Here is a 17,247-nt window from a genome sequence, read left to right as displayed (position 1 = left end):
GACTGGCCGCTATCGACCCATTGCGGACGTTCGAGGCTTCTACGAAACGATGGTCGATTCACGCCACGATCCGCTATAACGACAAAAATTCCACGCCCCTACCTCAACCGAATTTACTTATGGAAAACCGATGAGTCGGCAGATAATATCAGACTGACATCTCATGTGAGGAAGGATGACGGTGACGGTAAATCTGGTGAATTTTGATGAGCTAGCTAGTAACCTTGGTAGCCTGTCATTCAATGTTGCAAATATCAACAAACGCTTTAGCACAACAACCCTTTATGAACAGTTATTGAAAGAAGACACTACTGTTGTGAACGACGTTTCTCTAGACAAGCGGGAGCGTTTTTTCACCACTGCCAATCCCATTTTTTTACGCCGCATCCACTTTACGGGCGCCAATCAAAAAGGGATTGAGTTGGTTATCTACACATCAGAGGGCACCGCTCGGACTGTCCCAGTGCCGCCAGAAACAAAAGGCGGATCTGTAGCTATAATCAACGAGTTCTGCGTAAAATTTTCAATCAAGACCAGCAATAAATTCTCAAAGCCAACGCTGAGAAAGGTTGAGATTTATGGCTTTGAATTCACTAATGCCCAGAAAACAAAAACTGGAATTCAAAACTATATCAATGCAAACAACAACGTTGCAGAATTCATCAAGCAGGCTCGATTGGAGGTGAGCAACCTCCAGGCCAGCCATGATGGACTGACCTCCGACTCCACCTCTTTAGCTGAGTCGATAGAAACCCTGACCGCTGAATCGGCTGAACTTTCAGCAAATGTCAATAAAGAAATGGCTACATTAGGTCAGGTCAAAGCATCGCTCAAAGACTCCGAAGCCGATCTGACCAAGCTCAACGCGGAAGTTGAGGCAAAGCGTAGCAACGCACAACAACTTGATCGGGAGCGCAAAATTCTTAACGACGAAATTGCTTCGCTTAAACAAGAGCTATCAAGCCTAGTAAACGACAGAAGCGTAATTTCGGATGAGTTCACTGACTACGTCAAGGAAGGTAAGGCGCAAGCAAGAACTTATCTCGCACTAATGATACTGCCTTGCCTTACCATCGGTCTGTGTGCATATCTGATTCATAACGGCGCAAGCAACCTAGTATTTACCCATTATGCTGCACGAGAAGACATGATTGCAGCATTGATGCTTCGAATTCCACTTGCACTCGCACTAGGGGCAGCGATCTATTACTCTTGGCTCATCGGTTCGGCTTTCTTGAAAAAGATTTTCAGCATCCAAGAAGAACGTCTAACCTTAGCCAAGTTGCTCGTGCTGGCGAAAAATACCGTATTCTCTACAGCAGAAGATCTGGGCATCGACCCTAAAGAAAAGTTTTATCTACGAACCAGGCTGAAAATCGAACTTCTGAAATCGCACCTAGCGAAGGATATCGGATCTGAAATGAGATTGATGGAGCTTGAAAAGCAGGCGACACCACCTCGTAATTCCCAAGATACTAAGGATGAGGGGTCCGAGACTGAAGCCAAGTCAACATAGCATTCGAGTTGAGCTAGATGCTCTATTCCGTCAATGAAGAATGGCGTACTAGATTAGAATCTGCCTTCGAGGCTAAGCAGGCAGAATTTTGAAAGTAGGTGAATGGCCGCTGAGGGTCGAAAGCAGCCGGTCGCGACTGACCGCAATCGATCCATAGCGGCCCTTAGCGAAGGGCCGTTAGCTATCTGTTATGAGCGACAAGAATTCGGCCAAGAGCGGCCATCCGACCTGCTTACTAAATTAGGTACATTCATTCATCCGTCTTGCTCTCCACGATAATCTGATCATTTGGGACATCTAACTGGCGTCGAAGCGCGCCATCCTTGAACGAAATGACGGTCGTATTACCAAAGCCCTTGAATTGCACGGTCACATCGGCATAGGCCTTGTAGCCATCTGGTGCCTTGACCTCTTTTATTATCAGCGCATCAGGAATAAGAGCGCTATATGGTGCTTTCACATACACGGCGGCGTGCTCAATCCGAACCTGAGCCATACGCATCGCACTATCCATCAGAAGACCTGAAACACCGCCTATAATTAACGGCGTCAGCATGACGACGGCGATACTCACCACATAGGCACTTTTATGTTTTCCGGCTTTATCGTAGCTCTGTAGCTCGCCTTTCTCAGCAGTGACGATCACAGAGGCAAGCAAACGCTCATGCTGACGGTACTGGTCCCCTGCTGACTTCGCTATGGAGTAGAAGATGTACAGCGCTATCGAGAGCAACGGTAAATTCCAGTAGGCTACCATGTCACGCTTGCCAAAAAGCCATATCAGTAAAATAGCAAATGTAGCGAAAGGAATGCTGCCCCAATGAAACTGGGCCAGTTTATATGCCATTTCTTTCTTTGGATTCATTCTTTTCTGTATGTATTTAAAAAGGAAATTGAAGATTGGCCTTATCACAACCGACAAGGCAATGCCAAGTGACAGCAGGCAAACGACGAACATGGCATATACAGCACCAAAACAACTCGCTGCCAGCATAAACAATAGCCCGTCCCCTAAGGTCAGGCCTTGGGGGAAATGGCCGATCCGTAGTGCATAAATTATTACGCAGGCACTACCTAAGCCGACACTAAGCTTGAGCGCAGCACCAGTTAGCTTCAATAGACTTTCAGTGGTTGACTCAAGCGAGGAAATAAATGTCTTCATAAGCGCACACCTGTTAAGTTTTAGTATTATCCATTACAGCTCTCCCATAGTATGTCGGCGCAACCACTCATAGCATGAGCCTGCAGATTTGTAGATCTGTTAAATTTCCGCAAATAAAACAGAACTGCTGTTCTCGGCCAGTATTCACCAGTGACGAACGTCCGCAATGGGTCGAAAGCGGTCAGTCGTGACCGGCAGCTTTCAAATCGAAGGGGACGAGACGGGCGAGTGACACAGAAGGCCATTGATTCGTCCCGATGAGTCATATTGATGCCTTTCCATATTCAGGCTAATACTGAAACATCTGCCTGGGGAGGCACGAATCATGCAAACAAGATTTATTATCGTTCCAGCCGTTCCAGTAGAAAGAGAATCTTTCCAATCAGGATCTCGGTTTTATTCCACTACCGTGTCTGGTGGCTTCGACATCTATGACAACCAGGAAAAATTACGGCTGAAGCCAAGCTACCCGGCCAGATCGCTCGCGGAGGCTGCACGCTTGAAGCTAAACAGCGAATGCCGTAACCCGGACGAACTTTTTCCGTTCTTGAGGGTGGAATGCAATGCCACCGAGGAGTGACTTGGGAGTGCGTGCGGACTTTGGTTGAGCTGCTTGCCCCGCCAACGTGGTGGGCTTGAGGTGAGCGCAGAACAAGCCGCTGGGTTAGCCGAGCTAGTGTCTGCTATGGGTCGAAAGCAGTCCTGCCTGAGGACTGCTTCTGGCCGGTTCCTGCCCTTGGTGAATGGCACCTATAGGTCGAGAGCGGTCATTCATCAACTGCATCTGTCGACCGAAACTAGTCCTCCTCTAACTTGGCACGACCGCTATTGGATGAACACGTAGGAAACCCTAACCATGCAACAGCAAACAGCCCGCATCTGCGGGCTGTTTCGGGTTACGCTTCGATCAGGTCCGCTAGGGAGATGTGTTCAGCGCCATCTAACACATCATTGCGGCTGAGATCCCTAGACAAAGGACCGAACCCCGGTATCGACAGTCCTGACAACAGCATACTGCCACCACCCCGATAACGATCAGCTGCCAAAATCTTCGCGCCGACGGCAGCCAGTTGCTCGGCCAAGCGATTCCATTCCTCACCGAGTGTCAACTCGGCTGTGGCCAGAGCATTGTCCTGGGCATGGCTTTGTTGCTGCTGAGTGGTGGTAATCTGAGTATCAAGCACATCAATTTCTGCCTGCAAGGCAGCGATAATCAGTTCTTGGCGCCTTGCGTGTTCATCAGCCTCGATGAGCATAGCGCTGGCCTTCTGCATATCATTACTTGCAGCCTTCTCGCCCTCGCTATTGCCGGTTGCTACGCTGCGAGCGTAGAGGTTCGCTGCGTCAAGCTCAGCTTGTTGCGCTCTTTCGATGGCTAGTTCCGTTTCTTTTTGAATCGACTGGAGGCGTTCATGTACGAGCACGCGAGTACTGCTCAATGCAGCGACTGTACTTGCGGAATCGGACATGACTTGGCGAGCCTTCGCCCTGGTCTGTTTCGCATCCGCCAAGCGCTCCTGATAACTGATCTTGCGATCAATTCGCTCAATAGCATCAGGAATACTGCGCAAGCGACCCTCTGCGGCGGAAAGCTTATTCATAGCCGCCGTCCTTTCAGGGCTACCTATGCAATTGCCATGACGGTCCCAGTTACTCGGTGTCGCCTCCCACGCGGCTCTCAGGCCCGGAATGCTATCTTCAAGAGAGTCACGCTCTGCAATCAATTCGTCACGCTGCTTTTTCAGTTCTTTCATGATCAACACCTAATGATTGGAAGTGGTTATGTGCGAGGCTGGCAAGGCCATATGTTGCCGACACTACCTCGTGGGTTTAGAGGTAGTGGTTCAAGCAGCCTGTGCTTCGTTCTCAGCCAGTTCAGGGATCGTCACGACGACGTAGCAGCGCTGTAGTCCGAGGCCGGGCAGGCGCACAGAGGTGGAGGCCTTGCCATCTTTGCCAGGCTCTAATACCCGACGTCTCAGCAGCTCTTTGTTGACTGCATTGATATTCATGCCTCGGAAGATTTCAGAGCGCCAAGCTTCGGGAAGTACGTAATAGGTCGTCGTCGTGTGCGACGTGTCACCCATGCCGTGCTCCATCGACTTGCGAAAGCCGAGCCGGTCAATAGTGCGGGGGCCGTGCTCGTCTACCTTGGCAGCGGTCGACTCCCAGCGTGTAAAGCGGCTCTCCCCAAAACGCTCAATCACCTGGCGCAGGCGGGCGAGAATCGCATCACCTTCCAAGTTTCCAGCCCCTCCTCGCTCAGCAAGCCAGGCATTCAGACACACGCGGGCGGAGTCGAGTGCCAAACCGTCCGGCCATCCCGTAACGCCCAAGGCGGTGGCCAGCTCTCCCGCCGCCGCGGCCAAACCGAAGCGGGTTGCGGCACGCTGGGCCTGGCCGCTAGCGCTGGCAGGTAGGGCTTCAGTCGTGAAGCGCTCCACTGTGCTGCGCACCATGGCTGTGTAGGCGCGCAATTTGGTCGGGTCGCAGAGGGCCGACAGGAAGGCAAGGGCAGGCGAGCCATAAAACTTGGCCACCCGCGCCTTAAGCGCATCCGACAAGGCAGCGGCATCGTCGAAGCCATGCAGCTCCTCGAACAGCCCAAGCCCTTTGCTAGCATCGGCTGGGACGGCAAGTAGCCGCACCTCCATCCCTGCTTTCAGGTCCTTGTTTGCTTCGGCCATGTGTTGCGCAAGGGTCTTTTCACCCGTGGAAAGGAACAGCAACCGCCATTCTTGTACTTGGCGCCCGCTCAACCCGCGATCATTGGCCCGCGCCTTGCCGGTGCCGTTGCCCAACATATAGACCGTTTCCCCGATGATTCTCGGGTCACACATCCCTATCTCATCGAGCACCAGCAACCCGTCCGAGTGCGCTGCCGCGATGCTTTCCAGGGCGTTATCAGTAGAGCGCCAGGAGCGCACCAGGCGCGGCCCACCCCAAACTGAGGCCGCGACCTGCAAGTGGGTGGTCTTTCCGCCCGAGCTGTCTCCGTACAGATGGAAACCGCCCGATTCATGCCCGAGCAAATGCAGCACTGCCCCAGCAAAAGCCACGCACACTACGAATGCCAGGCGGTTATTGCCCACACACAATGCGCCGATGTGCTGTTGCCACTGCTCCAGCGTGCCCGATTGAGTGACGGGCGGGAGCTGGGCGCCGGCCTCGTAGAAATGGAGATATTCAGTACTCGCCCCTATCTGCCGATCCGGCACCAGATAGGCGTCCCCATGCCAGCCCAGGCGGGTTACCAAGCGGGCGCGCTCGGAACCGTCATAGCCTTGCAGGTAGCTCTGTAGGTCGTTACGCGAATTGCGAGCAGTGCGCACGGGTGCCAGGCGCAGCCCCATATCAACCAGTGGCGCAAGTACTTCCTTGCCAAAGTCGCCCGCCATTGCCCTGGCCGGAATGTTAAGGCGCTTGCTGGCCCCGTCAGGATCATCGAACTCCACCAGCAGGCCCCAACCGTGGCCCTTTTCGTCTCGGGTGCGAGCCAATATCTCTAACCGTGAACAAACCGGTCGTGCTTCGCCATCTTCACCGGCATAGAACACCCCATCCTTTGTGACACGAAAGCCGCTCGGGGCCGGGGCGGTTTTCTTCTCGGATTGGGGCTTGGCCTGGTCAGTGGCTTTGCTCTGCTTGGTGGGGTTGGGCGTGGTGGCAAGTGCGACGGCAGACAGCTTCCCGGTGCGTTGCAGCTCCGACAAGTGTTGGGCTGTCCAGCCTTTAGATTGGGCATCCGCCGCATCGTCACCTTCGCGCCACTCACCGCCTGGCGCGAAAGTGGGGCGCTCACCGTCCATACCAGGGAGTTGTCTGAATACAGTCAAAGCTACCGTCTGAACCGAGGCAGCTCCAAGCTTCCGAAGGTGATCGGCCAAGGCATCCATGCACTTCAAGCCTGGAGCGTCGTTATCTGGCCACAGCAATACGTCACGCCCGGCTAGCGCCGCGAAATCAGCCTTCTGCCAGGAGTTCGTCCCGTTAGGCCAGCAGGTGGCAACATGCTCGGGCAACAGCTCGGCAGCGGCATCGGCGGCCTTTTCACCCTCGCACAATACGACTGGTGCCGAAGGACGTTTAGCCAGGTCATCAAGGTGCAGTAGCGGGCGCGGCTCCGACAAGCCCTGCCAGCGCCAGGCCAGCGAACCGTTAGCAGAGTGTTTACACCAGGTGAGAGGCGCGAAGACTTTACGCGCCGTGCCGCTCTCATCCGGCCCGAGGTCAAAGCGGTACAGCACCATAAGTGGCTGACCGTTGGCGTCACGGTAAATCCAAACCTTGGAAGGTTTACCGTGCTGCCGGTGCGCTTGCAGCACCTTCTGCATTGCCTGTTCAGGAATGGGCAACACGGGCACCCACTCTGGCTTTTTGGCCTGGCCAGTGGGCGGTGTGACGTTGGTGCTATTCGTTGCCTCGACACCGAGGAAAGCCGCCAGCTTGTTGCAAGCTTCGACATCGGTGCCGCGATCAAGGTAGCGCACCAGGTCGATCAAATCCCCACCTTTGTCACCGGTGGCGAAGTCGCACCAGGTAGCTTTGGCCAGGTTCACCTTGAGCGATCCTGAATGCTTGTCAGCTCGGGTTGGGTTGGGGGCGGTGTACTCCTTGCCGCCGTCTACACGCTTGCCATTGGGAAGCCAGTGGGCTAACACGCGATCAATCGCCGCCAGGGAGGCCGCTTTGACCTGGGCAAAGGTCGGATGCCGGGAGTTGGGGGTGGTCCTACTCATGCTGGGCCCCCTCGGCAATCTGAATCCCAGTGGTTACATCATCGACAAGCGCCTTTGCCTGCTCGCCCAGATAATGTGCCGCCCACACCAGTGCATTGTTGTCTTCGCTCACGCCAGCTAGCTGGGTCAGTTTGTTTACGCAGTTCATGAGCACCGATGCCTGCTCCAATGCTTCCTCACCGGAAACACCCGGGCACACCTTGAAAAGCGGTTGATTCAACGAGCTGTGCTTAGAGAAGGTGACCCCACCTACGGTATTGACCTGAAAGTGCCCGTTCATTTCCAGCCCCCTTCCGCGACATGGGAGGTCGAGTCATCGGCATGCACGACCAGGGTACGAATCTGCTCCAGCGTTCCGCGCACATCCCACAGGGCGCCGAGGATCACACTATTAGCCAGGCGTTGCCCGTGCTCACTCTCAAACTGATCCTCTACCAAGCACAGCACTGCTTGGGCTCGCTCAATGGCGCAAGTGAGCGCGTCAATCGGGACGCCTACCGGCGCATTTGCTGTGATGCATAGCAGGTCTTCTGGCTGAGAAAAGTGCTGTGTTGGATTGGTCATTGGGCACCCCCGTTTGCTTCCAGGGCGCGAGCACGGGCCATAGCAGCGTTGTAACGCGCCAAGCGGACGGAGAGGGACGAGTCGGCGTGCAGTGCCGCAATGGCACGGGCCTTCAGGGCAGCAATGTGGTTCTGGAGGGCAGACGGATTGAGGGCGTGCATGGGCGGAGCTCCTTGATTTGAGGAGCTGCCACTGATCGTCGCCAAACGATTTAGGGTGGCAGCTGTGCGCAGGTTGGCGAACCGGGAATCAAGGAACCCGGCAGACCCGAAGGTCTCCCACGCACAGCCGCCATAACACGGGAATGCGGGCACAAAAAAAGCGCCTGCATTCGTGATAGGGGCGCTTGTGCGCCTTGATTTCGTCGGGTCGCCAAACCCGGTCGCTGAATTTGCAGCGACCTGCGAAGAGTAACGTGTGAACCGACGAGGCGCAAGCTGATAGGTGCGGTCAGGTTGCATGGCTCTGGGCCATGGCATAGAGTAGGCGTGCAAAGTGAATATCCTCAGACGCCCTCGGTTGCAGCCGGGGGCGTTCTCCTTAGTGGGCGGCGACCGGGCGGCGCTCAAGCTTGAGCCAGGTGAGATTGCGGCCTTGCCGCGCCTTCTCATACATCTGCCCTAGTGCATCGGGATTGGCGAGCACGTTGGGAACCAACTGCGCCGCATCTCGAATCGTCACGTCGCCAGGCGTCTCGATAGCTAGTAGCCCCCAATCGAGAGTCGGCCAAATCAGCAGCAGAACGTGCGCCCCTTTGGCCAGCGCTTCGTCCCGCAGTTTTTGCAACCGCGCCAACCGCCCATGTGTTGGAGCCTTTTGACCCAGTTCGTCGATTGCATCGAGCGCTGCGTGAGGGAGGAAAATGGGCGTCATGCGGCCACCTTGTCACGCGCAGCGATACGAGCGCGCGTCCAGGCCTGAACTTCAGAAAGAACCCAAGCCACGGGAGCGCCGCGGGCGGTGCTGTCTGTGAGTTTCACAGGCTGAGGGAAGGTGCTTTCAGGTTGACTCATCAGCTTGTAGATCGTTGGGCGTGCAAGCCCCACGAGCTCTACAACTTCTTTCATGCGAATGAGCCTGGCCGGCTGATCGATTGCAGAGCCGCCCAGCGGTGCGGGTTGGAGTGTCATAGCTGTATCCCTGTATTGGTTTTACAGGGCGCAGACTATGGAGTTGCTACTTAACGGTTAAGGTTCACTTTACTTTTTTGTTAGTGAACTGGGTTGGGTTACGCAACCAGGGAATGCGTTTTAGAACCTCACCCATCTGTACCTTCGATAGCGACGTTCCCGTTTCGCGCTCCTGCCAAGCACGTAACTTGCTGTTCAGGTTGTGCCTCGCTGTTCCTGCCAGGACAAGTTCTCGGGCCTTTCCCGCTATCGCTCGATCACGGCTGGCAAGTTCCTTGCGCCGAGCAACGCCACTCAACACTCCGTCGATTTTGGTGTCTGCATGCCTTGACGCTGCGTTGGCCAACTCGCCTATCTCGCAGCATGCTGCGTTTTCATCAGGTTCTAGCCAGGCGCTAGCACCTGGCACGTAGTCGTCGATGCAGCAAAGATGCATCTGGTAGTACTCAAGGGCGGGTATCTCTTGACCTTGTGTAATCAAGTTCTCGGCCAAGCCGCATAAAGCATGGATAGCATTTGCCAGCGCGAAAGCAGCAATAACTTGCACATCTGTCGCCGTTTCGAGCCCGGTATAGTTCCGGAACTGGGCTACAAGTTGCCTGGCCCCGTAGTGAGAAATCACCTGGTAGATCGCGTCATTGTATTGCAGTGCAGCATTGCTCAGCTCTGCGCCGATTTCCTCCGGGAGCCAGTGGCGGCAGCGCTCCATGATGTTCAGTACGGCATCAACCTCTGAAGCGTAACCACTGAAGATTGGAAGGCGCTTTAGATGCTCCCTGATGGTGCTGGATTCGGTCCGGGTCGGATGGATGGCCAGCCCATCAATGGACAAAGAGTCAGGCTGCATCAACATTCCCCCACGCCCCGGCAGTTTGCGCCGAGCCCGCGATTTGCATTGACCTGAGAGAGCATGCGCATAGGCCAGCAGGCGGGCGAGGGGCTTTTTGCGTTACACGGGACGGCGAGGTTACACCGGATGTACGAAAATATTTTGGTCGGTGTTACGCGCCTAATCCCCAATGAATTCAGCGTCTTGGCCTGATCCGTTACACGGGTTACACCTGGTACACCGGCTTTTGATGGGACAAGCATTGTCATGCCCTCCACCATCATCTCAGTCTGCTTCATGGATGGAGGGACCTCCCATGAGCAAAATCATAGGGAGTAATCGCATCCCTGCGATTAGCATCCAGATAGTCGGCCCACCACTGCACCATAAGTCTCCGCTCTTGTAAGTGCTCAGCCTTGTGGATGTAGGCGGCACGCACCGTGTTTCTCTCTTGGTGGCTCATTTGCCGCTCGACCGCGTCTTTACTCCAAAGTCCTGACTCAACCAGTGCAGAACAGGCCATTGTCCGAAAACCATGGCCGCATACCTCTGCTTTGGTGTCATATCCCATTCGCCGCAGCGCTTTGTTCACGGTGTTCTCGCTCATGGGCTTCCAGTGATTGTGATCGCCCGCAAACACCAGATCGAAACGACCAGTGAGGTTACGAACTTTCTCCAGCACCTCTACAGCCTGTCGGCTGAGCGGCACCAAGTGTGGCGTGCTCATCTTGGAGCCTCGATGAGAGTTCTTCACACCCTGAATAGCCAACCTTTCGCCAGGGATTTCCCACATCAGCCTGCCCATGTCTATCTCTCCCCAGCGAGCGAAGCGGAGCTCGCTGGAGCGGATGAACACCAACATGGTCAGTTGCACCGCGAGCTTGGTCAGGCCGCGCCCGCTGTCGGCATCTATCCGCTGGAGAAGCTCAGGTAAGCGCTCGAACGGCAAAGCAGGCCTGTGCGCTGTTTTGCGGGTAGCCGTGGCGCCTTGCAGATCGATCGCAGGGTTGAAATCCAGGTGGCCATGCTGAACCGCCATGCGGAGGATGCCCGTCATGTACTGGCGTAGGCGCGCCGCCGTATCCAAGGTATCCCGCTTCTCTGCCGCTTTCAGTGGTACAAGCAGATCCCGTGTTTTCAGCTCCGCGACCGGACGATCACCGAGGGTGGGCAACAGGTGTGATTCAATCCGTCGCCATACGGTGGCAGCATGACCAGGTGTCCACTTACGAGCGCAGGCCGCGTGCCATTCCTGAGCAAGCAAACGGAATGTATTCGCCCGGGCGTTAGCCGCTTCCTGTTTGTCCAAGCGCGCCTGCTCGATGGGGTCTTTCCCAGCAGCAAGGAGCTCAAGCGCCTGAGCGCGTCGCTCCCTGGCCGCTTTCAAGCCGAGCGCCGGATAGTTGCCAAACGTTGCTAAACCATCCCGGCCATCAGGTTTGGTGTACTTCATACGCCAGGTCTTGACCCCTGACGGCTTCACCAGCAGGTAGAGGCCCTTGCCATCGAACAGCTTGTAGTCCTTCTCCCGTGGCTTGGCCGCATCACATTTGGGATCGGTGAGAGGCACCACTGTGCGCGCCATAGGGATACGTTTCCTTGTCGAACCGAGATATCCCTAACCATATCCCTAAATCGCGTATATGCCCAGAGACAAAACGAGACAGACAGAAACAACAAAGCCCGCTCTAGGCGGGCTTTTCTGGGTGTTTCGTAGACAGTCATAGACTTCTAGAAACTGGTCTCTGGTGCCGGAGACAGGAATCGAACCTGCGACCTTCGCGTTACGAGTGCGCTGCTCTACCGACTGAGCTACACCGGCGTGTAGCGCAACGTACCACTGCCGCACCCGCCGCGTAAACCCCTGTTTCCCCGGCCTTATTCCCCGCCCCTCAGGGCGCTTTGCAGCCCTTCGGCGCGAGGTCTTCCTCGATATCGGTCGTGCAGGTCCAGCCAGTTGGCGTGCGCGTCAGGGCAAGGCTCTTGCCAACCACATTGGTCGGCGCATCAACCAGGGTGCATGCAATCGTGCCAATCCCGTCAGCCGCCTTGCTGCTCACCGCAATCGCACAGTTCGCCGTAGCCGGCTGGCCGCCCAACTCGGCCACACTCCCAACATCCTTGCCTTCATTCAAGCGCAGCTCCATCGCCGTCTTCAGCGCGCTGATCTCCAGCAACCCGGCCGCGGCCTTGGTGCGGGACTGGTGGTTGGTGTACATCGGTAAGGCGATGGTCGCCAGAATGCCGATGATCGCGACGACGATCATCAGTTCGATCAGGGTGATACCGCGTTGCCCTTTCATGAACGATTTCCTTTTTGATACGGGTACTCGTGGAGGTCAGGTTCGCCCCCAGCTGGCAGCGGCGCAGTAGGCCTGAACAGACACCTTTTGTCACCCCTGCCTGCCAGGGCGTCATCTTCGCTGAACTACTCTAGTGAGCATCACGGACGCACGCCCGCTCACGGACGCGGCAAGCTGTTTCCAGGCTTGTCGCACGAGTAGAAAAGGACCTTTGCATGAACTCATCTACACACCTCTATAACTGGTACGGCACCGATGCCAACGGCGCCGCAGTCAGCGGCCAGGTCAGCGGGCGCAGCCCTGCGTATGCGCGGGCCGGCTTGCAGCGCCAGGGCATCCGCGTGGTCAGCCTGCGGACGGCTGGCGGGTTTGAATGGCGTTTGCCGAAGGCTCGGGAAAAGACCGACCCGGCGGGTTTCAGTCGGCAGCTGGCGACCTTGCTCAAGGCCGGGGTGCCACTGCTGCAGGCCTTCGAGGTGATGGGGCGTAGCGGTTGCAGTGCGGAGCAAGCGGCCTTGCTGGATAAATTGAAACGGGATGTGGCCTCGGGCCTGGGGCTGGCGGATGCGCTACAGCGCCATCCGGCGTGGTTCGATGGGTTGTACTGCAACCTGATTCGTGTGGGCGAGCAATCCGGCACGCTCGATCGGCAGCTGGAGCAACTGGCGGCGATGCTGGAGCAGCGCCAGGTGCTGCGTAAACGCGTGCGCAAGGCAATGCTCTACCCGTTCCTGCTGTTGCTGACCGGGTTGGGCGTTTCGGCGGTGTTGTTGCTGGAGGTTATTCCGCGTTTCGAGAGCCTGTTTGCCGGTTTCGATGCGGCGCTACCGGCGTTCACGCAGTGGGTGATCGACTTGTCCACAGGGCTGGGGCGCTTTGCGCCGCTGCTGTTGATGACCGCGCTTGGCCTGGGCTTCGGCGTGACCCGGTTGTATCAGAAGCATGCGCCAGCACGCTTGTGGATAACTGCGCAGGCTTTGCGCCTGCCTGTGTTCGGCAGGCTGTTGAGCCAGGCAGCACTGGCGCGCTTCGCTCGCACCCTGGCCACATCATATGCTGCCGGGGTGCCGTTGCTGGATGCGCTGGTCACCGTGGCCAAGGCCTGCGGTGACGACCTGCACGAGCAGGCGGTGCAGCGCTTGCGCCAGGGAATGGCCAACGGGCAGGCGCTGAATCAGGCGATGGCCACTGAACCGCTGTTTCCACCATTGTTGGTGCAACTCACCGCCATCGGTGAATCCAGCGGCACGCTGGACCAGATGCTGGATAAGTCCGCCAGCCATTACGAGGAACAGGTCAGCCAGACGCTGGACCAGTTGACCAGCCTGCTGGAGCCGGCCATCGTGCTGATCCTGGGCTTGCTGGTCGGTGGCCTGGTGGTGGCGATGTACCTGCCGATCTTCCAGTTGGGTAGCTTGATCTGAACATGACTTCATGGACTTTGCTGGCCGAGCAGCCGGCGTACTTCATTACCCTGGCGGCTGTGCTAGGCCTGCTGGTGGGCAGCTTCCTCAACGTGGTGGTGCATCGCTTGCCGATCATGCTGGAGCGCCAATGGCGGCGTGAGGCGCAGGAAGCATTGGGCCTGCCGACCACCGAATATGAGCGCTTCAATCTGTCCCTCCCCGCCTCCCACTGCCCGCACTGCGGGCACGCGATCCGCGCCTGGGAAAACATCCCGGTGCTGAGTTACCTGGCATTGCGCGGGCGCTGCTCGGCCTGCAAGCAGCCGATCAGTGCGCGATATCCATTGGTCGAACTGGCCTGTGCGCTGTTGTCGATCGTGGTGGCCTGGCATTCCGGCGCAAGTATCGAGGCGCTGGCCCTGCTGCCGCTCACCTGGAGCCTGCTGGCACTGAGCCTGATCGATCATGACCAGCAGATTCTGCCCGATGTCATTGTGCTGCCGACGCTGTGGCTGGGTTTGATCGTCAATGCCTTCGACACCGTGGTGCCGTTGCCCGCTGCACTGTGGGGCGCGGTGGCCGGGTACCTGAGCCTGTGGTCGGTGTATTGGCTGTTCAAATTGATCACCGGCAAGGAGGGCATGGGCTATGGCGACTTCAAGCTGCTGGCGCTGATCGGCGCCTGGGGCGGCTGGCAGGTATTGCCGTTGACCTTGCTGCTGTCATCGGTAATCGGCGTGGTGGCGGGCCTGTGCCTGCTGCGCGTGCGCAGCCAATCCGCCGGCACGGCCATACCCTTTGGCCCTTATCTGGCGATTGCGGGGTGGATTGCTGTGCTCTGGGGTGATGAAATGTACGCCTTCTACCTGCAACTGTTTGGAATGTGATGACCACCAAGGCCTTCACCCCCTGGATTCTCGGGCTGACCGGCGGCATCGGCAGCGGCAAGAGCGCCGCCGCCGAGCGCTTCGTCGAACTTGGCGTGCACCTGGTCGACGCCGACCAGGCGGCGCGCTGGGTGGTCGAACCCGGTCGCCCGGCACTGGCCAGCATCGTCGAGCGCTTCGGCACCGGTGTGCTGCTGGACGATGGCCAACTGGACCGCGCAGCGTTGCGCCAGCTGATCTTCGCCGACCCGGCTCAGCGCAAGTGGCTGGAGCAATTGCTGCACCCGCTTATCGGGCAGGAGATCTTCAGTTACCTGGCCAAGGCCGAGTCGCCCTATGCGGTGTATGTGTCGCCGTTGCTGATCGAGTCGGGCCAGTACCAGAAGGTCCAGCGCGTGCTGGTAATCGATGTGCCGCAAGAGCTGCAGGTGACGCGCACCTTGGCGCGTGACAACACCAGCCCTGAGCAGGTACAGGCCATTCTCAGGGCCCAGCTGGCCCGTGAGGAGCGCCTGGGCCATGCCGACGATGTGGTGGTCAATGACGGCGACCTCGCCGCACTGCACGAGCAGATTGACCGCCTGCACCATTTTTACCTGACTTTACGAGGAGGCCAGCCATGAGCCAGCCATTGACCGTCGATTGCCCGACCTGTGGCGCACCTGTGGAATGGAACGAGAAGAATGCGTACCGGCCATTCTGTTCAGACCGCTGCAAGCTGATCGACCTGGGCGCCTGGGCGGCCGAGGAGCACAAGATTCCGGTGGCGCCGGATGCCGAGGATGAGCTGTTCTCGGGGGAGCTGGAGCCGCGGCATTAAACTGAAGCCTAGGCTGCCTGTGCCGGCCTCTTCGCTCGTGAACCCGCTCCCACAGGTCCGTCACAGATCTGCAAGCGGTGATCCCCCTGTGGGAGCGGGTTTACCCGCGAAGAGGCCAGTACAGCCAAGACATAAATCAGCGCTCATCATCCTTCCACGGCGCCTGCAGATACCGGGTGCGGTTGAACGTCTCCAGCCATTCCGGGCAGAACACCACCAGCGCACTGATCACCATGCCGTTGATGAACGCCTCCGGGAACATCATCAACCACAGGTAGCCGATAAAATCGCTGAGCCACTCCGGCATCGCAAAGCGACCATCCAGCCATAACACCCCCAACGCCACCGGCACGCAGATCAGCACCGTCAGCGCGGCGGGAAAGAACCCCGAACAAAAGATGTAAACGAACAGGTTTCGCGGCTGCGCCCGCTCGACCAGGATGGCGCATACCTCGGTAATCAGCACCGGCAAGCCCACCAGCAGCAAACCGTTGACCCCAAGTGCCGCGAGGTCCTGCCTGCCCAGCGCCAGCAAGCCGAGTTGCGCGAGAAAACCACCTACAATCGCCAGCGGCCAGTCCAGCAATAATGTCACCGCAGTCATGCCGATAAAGTGATACGACACGCCTGTATCGAAATCGCGCCTGACCAGCCACAGGGCAAACAGGCAGAACACCGTGCCGAACAGGAGGTGCTGACGCCGCCGGTCGGTCACCAGCTCGACCCAACGCGTGCAACTGGCAGCCCAGATCAGCAAGGGCACGTAACCAAGCCAACCCACGGCCAGGCTGGTTGTGGATAAAACCTGCGCGCTGATCACCTGGAACCTATCCCTTTTGGCCATGTGGACAAGCTGAGTCTACACCCTGCCCCGTTTCCTACGGGCAAACAGCATCTTACCGTCATCGATTAGCGGCTAAGCTTGTTCCCATGGATGACTCTGACTACCTGCGCCTGCTTACCATCCAGGCCGAACAAGCCAATGCCTTTCTCTCCAACGCCCGCAAGTGGGAGCGGGAGCGGTGGGTGTGCCAGCGCCTGTTGCAAGGGCTGAACATCCCCTACCGCAGCGAGGACTTCACCCCGGCCGGCCAGGAGCCACCGGATGTGCTGTTCCGCGATGCGGCATTCGAAGTGTTCTTCGTGCTCGACGAAGGCCGTCGCCTCAACGACGAGTGGCGTGAGGAGCTGCAACGCCGGCGCAGTGCCTTTTCCCTGGCTCAGCTGGTGCGCCGCGAAGCCCGCCCCCGGCGCATCGCCGCCGCTGAACTGCTCGGGCGCCTGGCGCCGACCCTGCGCAAGAAAGCGCACAACTACCGTGAGCGTGGGCTGGACTTGAGTGAGTTGGACATCATTGCCTTCGCCAGCCTCAAGCGCGAAGTGCTCGACCTCAACACCCATTTCCCACCGCCCACCGAGTACCTGCGCCAGGGCTGGCGCTCGCTGTCGCTGGTGGGGCCGACCTTCGCCCGGGTGCTGTTCGCCCACCCCGATGCACCGGACTTTCTGCGTGGCAACCTGGGGCGCAGTATCGTCTTCGACGTGGGCATCAGTCTTTGATCCACTGCCGAGAGTCTTTGCGATGGCGTAGACTCGGCGCCAGGGATAGAAAGCATTATCATTTGTTTGACGCGCTTGCATGAACGCTGTGGCGTTCCTGCAGTCACAAACGTCTATCTGACGAGGCCCACCATGACCAGCCGCCTGAACCCGGAAGATCAGCGTCGTGTCGATGAGTATCTGCGAGCCCCCCAGCACCAAGTCGAGCGCCGGCCTTTCCGGCCCTGGCTGCTCCTTGTGCTGGTACTGGCCGTGACCATCGGGTTGGGTCTCATCAGCCGCCTGCTGAGTGGACTGGTGCTATGAGCTGCTTCGCGCTCGCCCTCCCCTC

The 17,247-nt window shown here is 57.7% G+C and carries 19 protein-coding genes and 1 tRNA gene; 8 read left to right on the top strand and 12 right to left on the bottom strand.

The annotated features are described in order from the left end of the window. Positions 1-181: 181 nt before the first annotated feature. Positions 182-1,516 (top strand): hypothetical protein, encoded by a 1,335-nt coding sequence (locus ACQKPS_RS07405; RefSeq protein WP_427603396.1) that lies wholly within the window; start codon positions 182-184, stop codon positions 1,514-1,516. A 250-nt stretch (positions 1,517-1,766) separates the two neighbouring features. On the opposite strand, the gene ACQKPS_RS07400 is transcribed toward ACQKPS_RS07405, so the two are convergent. Further along, entirely contained in the window at positions 1,767-2,678 is a 912-nt protein-coding gene (locus tag ACQKPS_RS07400) for a hypothetical protein (RefSeq protein WP_427603395.1), read from the bottom strand. A 325-nt stretch (positions 2,679-3,003) separates the two neighbouring features. Here ACQKPS_RS07400 and ACQKPS_RS07395 point away from each other — a divergent pair, with 325 nt between their 5' ends. Then, positions 3,004-3,258, top strand: coding sequence for a hypothetical protein (locus ACQKPS_RS07395; protein ID WP_427603393.1), 255 nt, complete (start codon positions 3,004-3,006; stop codon positions 3,256-3,258). 316 nt (positions 3,259-3,574) lie between these two features. On the opposite strand, the gene ACQKPS_RS07390 is transcribed toward ACQKPS_RS07395, so the two are convergent. The 10 genes from ACQKPS_RS07390 to ACQKPS_RS07345 all read right to left on the bottom strand — a co-directional run bounded on the left by ACQKPS_RS07390 (position 3,575) and on the right by ACQKPS_RS07345 (position 12,243). Further along, entirely contained in the window at positions 3,575-4,432 is an 858-nt protein-coding gene (locus ACQKPS_RS07390; RefSeq protein ID WP_427603391.1) for a hypothetical protein, read from the bottom strand. Positions 4,433-4,522: 90 nt separating this feature from the next. After that, positions 4,523-7,417: a DUF927 domain-containing protein gene (locus tag ACQKPS_RS07385; protein ID WP_427603390.1), complete on the bottom strand. Its 2,895-nt coding sequence runs from the start codon at positions 7,415-7,417 to the stop codon at positions 4,523-4,525. Next, complete coding sequence (locus ACQKPS_RS07380) at positions 7,410-7,697, bottom strand: DUF3077 domain-containing protein (RefSeq protein ID WP_427603388.1); 288 nt, start codon at positions 7,695-7,697, stop codon at positions 7,410-7,412. The genes ACQKPS_RS07385 and ACQKPS_RS07380 overlap by 8 nt, the downstream gene beginning before the upstream one ends. Next, positions 7,694-7,981, bottom strand: a complete 288-nt coding sequence (locus ACQKPS_RS07375; RefSeq protein WP_427603386.1) for a hypothetical protein — start codon at positions 7,979-7,981, stop codon at positions 7,694-7,696. The genes ACQKPS_RS07380 and ACQKPS_RS07375 overlap by 4 nt, the downstream gene beginning before the upstream one ends. Before the next feature lie 540 nt (positions 7,982-8,521). Further along, positions 8,522-8,854 (bottom strand): hypothetical protein, encoded by a 333-nt coding sequence (locus tag ACQKPS_RS07370; RefSeq protein ID WP_069943424.1) that lies wholly within the window; start codon positions 8,852-8,854, stop codon positions 8,522-8,524. After that, positions 8,851-9,111 (bottom strand): helix-turn-helix transcriptional regulator, encoded by a 261-nt coding sequence (locus ACQKPS_RS07365; RefSeq protein WP_139668892.1) that lies wholly within the window; start codon positions 9,109-9,111, stop codon positions 8,851-8,853. Before ACQKPS_RS07365 ends, ACQKPS_RS07370 begins: the two co-directional genes overlap by 4 nt. Positions 9,112-9,175: 64 nt before the next feature. Further along, positions 9,176-9,958, bottom strand: a complete 783-nt coding sequence (locus tag ACQKPS_RS07360; RefSeq protein ID WP_427603383.1) for a hypothetical protein — start codon at positions 9,956-9,958, stop codon at positions 9,176-9,178. Positions 9,959-10,235: 277 nt separating this feature from the next. Then, a complete protein-coding gene (locus ACQKPS_RS07355) occupies positions 10,236-11,525 on the bottom strand; it encodes a tyrosine-type recombinase/integrase (protein WP_427603381.1) in 1,290 nt (429 codons plus the stop codon). A 161-nt stretch (positions 11,526-11,686) separates the two neighbouring features. Further along, positions 11,687-11,762, bottom strand: a tRNA-Thr gene (locus ACQKPS_RS07350). 70 nt (positions 11,763-11,832) lie between these two features. Beyond that, positions 11,833-12,243 carry a pilin gene (locus tag ACQKPS_RS07345; protein ID WP_283725418.1) on the bottom strand — a complete coding sequence of 137 codons (411 nt, stop codon included), beginning with the start codon at positions 12,241-12,243 and terminating at the stop codon, positions 11,833-11,835. A gap of 215 nt (positions 12,244-12,458) precedes the next feature. On the opposite strand from ACQKPS_RS07345, the gene ACQKPS_RS07340 reads away from it, so the two are divergent. The 4 genes from ACQKPS_RS07340 to yacG are packed head-to-tail and all read left to right on the top strand — an operon-like array spanning position 12,459 to position 15,356. Next, positions 12,459-13,667, top strand: a complete 1,209-nt coding sequence (locus ACQKPS_RS07340) for a type II secretion system F family protein (protein WP_427603379.1) — start codon at positions 12,459-12,461, stop codon at positions 13,665-13,667. Between the two features lie 2 nt (positions 13,668-13,669). After that, positions 13,670-14,536: a prepilin peptidase gene (locus ACQKPS_RS07335; RefSeq protein WP_427603377.1), complete on the top strand. Its 867-nt coding sequence runs from the start codon at positions 13,670-13,672 to the stop codon at positions 14,534-14,536. Continuing rightward, the gene (gene coaE / locus ACQKPS_RS07330; RefSeq protein ID WP_427603375.1) at positions 14,536-15,159 is read left to right on the top strand and encodes a dephospho-CoA kinase; all 624 of its coding nucleotides are present in this window, start codon (positions 14,536-14,538) and stop codon (positions 15,157-15,159) included. Before ACQKPS_RS07335 ends, coaE begins: the two co-directional genes overlap by 1 nt. Continuing rightward, positions 15,156-15,356 carry a DNA gyrase inhibitor YacG gene (gene yacG, locus ACQKPS_RS07325; protein ID WP_054886117.1) on the top strand — a complete coding sequence of 67 codons (201 nt, stop codon included), beginning with the start codon at positions 15,156-15,158 and terminating at the stop codon, positions 15,354-15,356. Before coaE ends, yacG begins: the two co-directional genes overlap by 4 nt. A gap of 136 nt (positions 15,357-15,492) precedes the next feature. Here yacG and ACQKPS_RS07320 read toward each other — a convergent pair whose 3' ends face one another. Then, positions 15,493-16,200, bottom strand: a complete 708-nt coding sequence (locus tag ACQKPS_RS07320; protein WP_427603372.1) for an energy-coupling factor ABC transporter permease — start codon at positions 16,198-16,200, stop codon at positions 15,493-15,495. An 86-nt stretch (positions 16,201-16,286) separates the two neighbouring features. Here ACQKPS_RS07320 and ACQKPS_RS07315 point away from each other — a divergent pair, with 86 nt between their 5' ends. Then, a complete protein-coding gene (locus ACQKPS_RS07315; RefSeq protein WP_027918232.1) occupies positions 16,287-16,916 on the top strand; it encodes a DUF1780 domain-containing protein in 630 nt (209 codons plus the stop codon). Between the two features lie 132 nt (positions 16,917-17,048). Then, positions 17,049-17,222, top strand: a complete 174-nt coding sequence (locus ACQKPS_RS07310) for a DUF3094 domain-containing protein (RefSeq protein ID WP_008091951.1) — start codon at positions 17,049-17,051, stop codon at positions 17,220-17,222. Positions 17,223-17,247: the final 25 nt, after the last annotated feature.

Origin of the sequence: Pseudomonas sp. NPDC086566, assembly GCF_050280885.1 — a bacterium.
Classification (GTDB): Bacteria; Pseudomonadota; Gammaproteobacteria; order Pseudomonadales; family Pseudomonadaceae; genus Aquipseudomonas; species Aquipseudomonas vlassakiae.
Note: the sequence above shows the minus strand (reverse complement) of the source record. Positions and strands in the feature narration are given on the sequence as shown.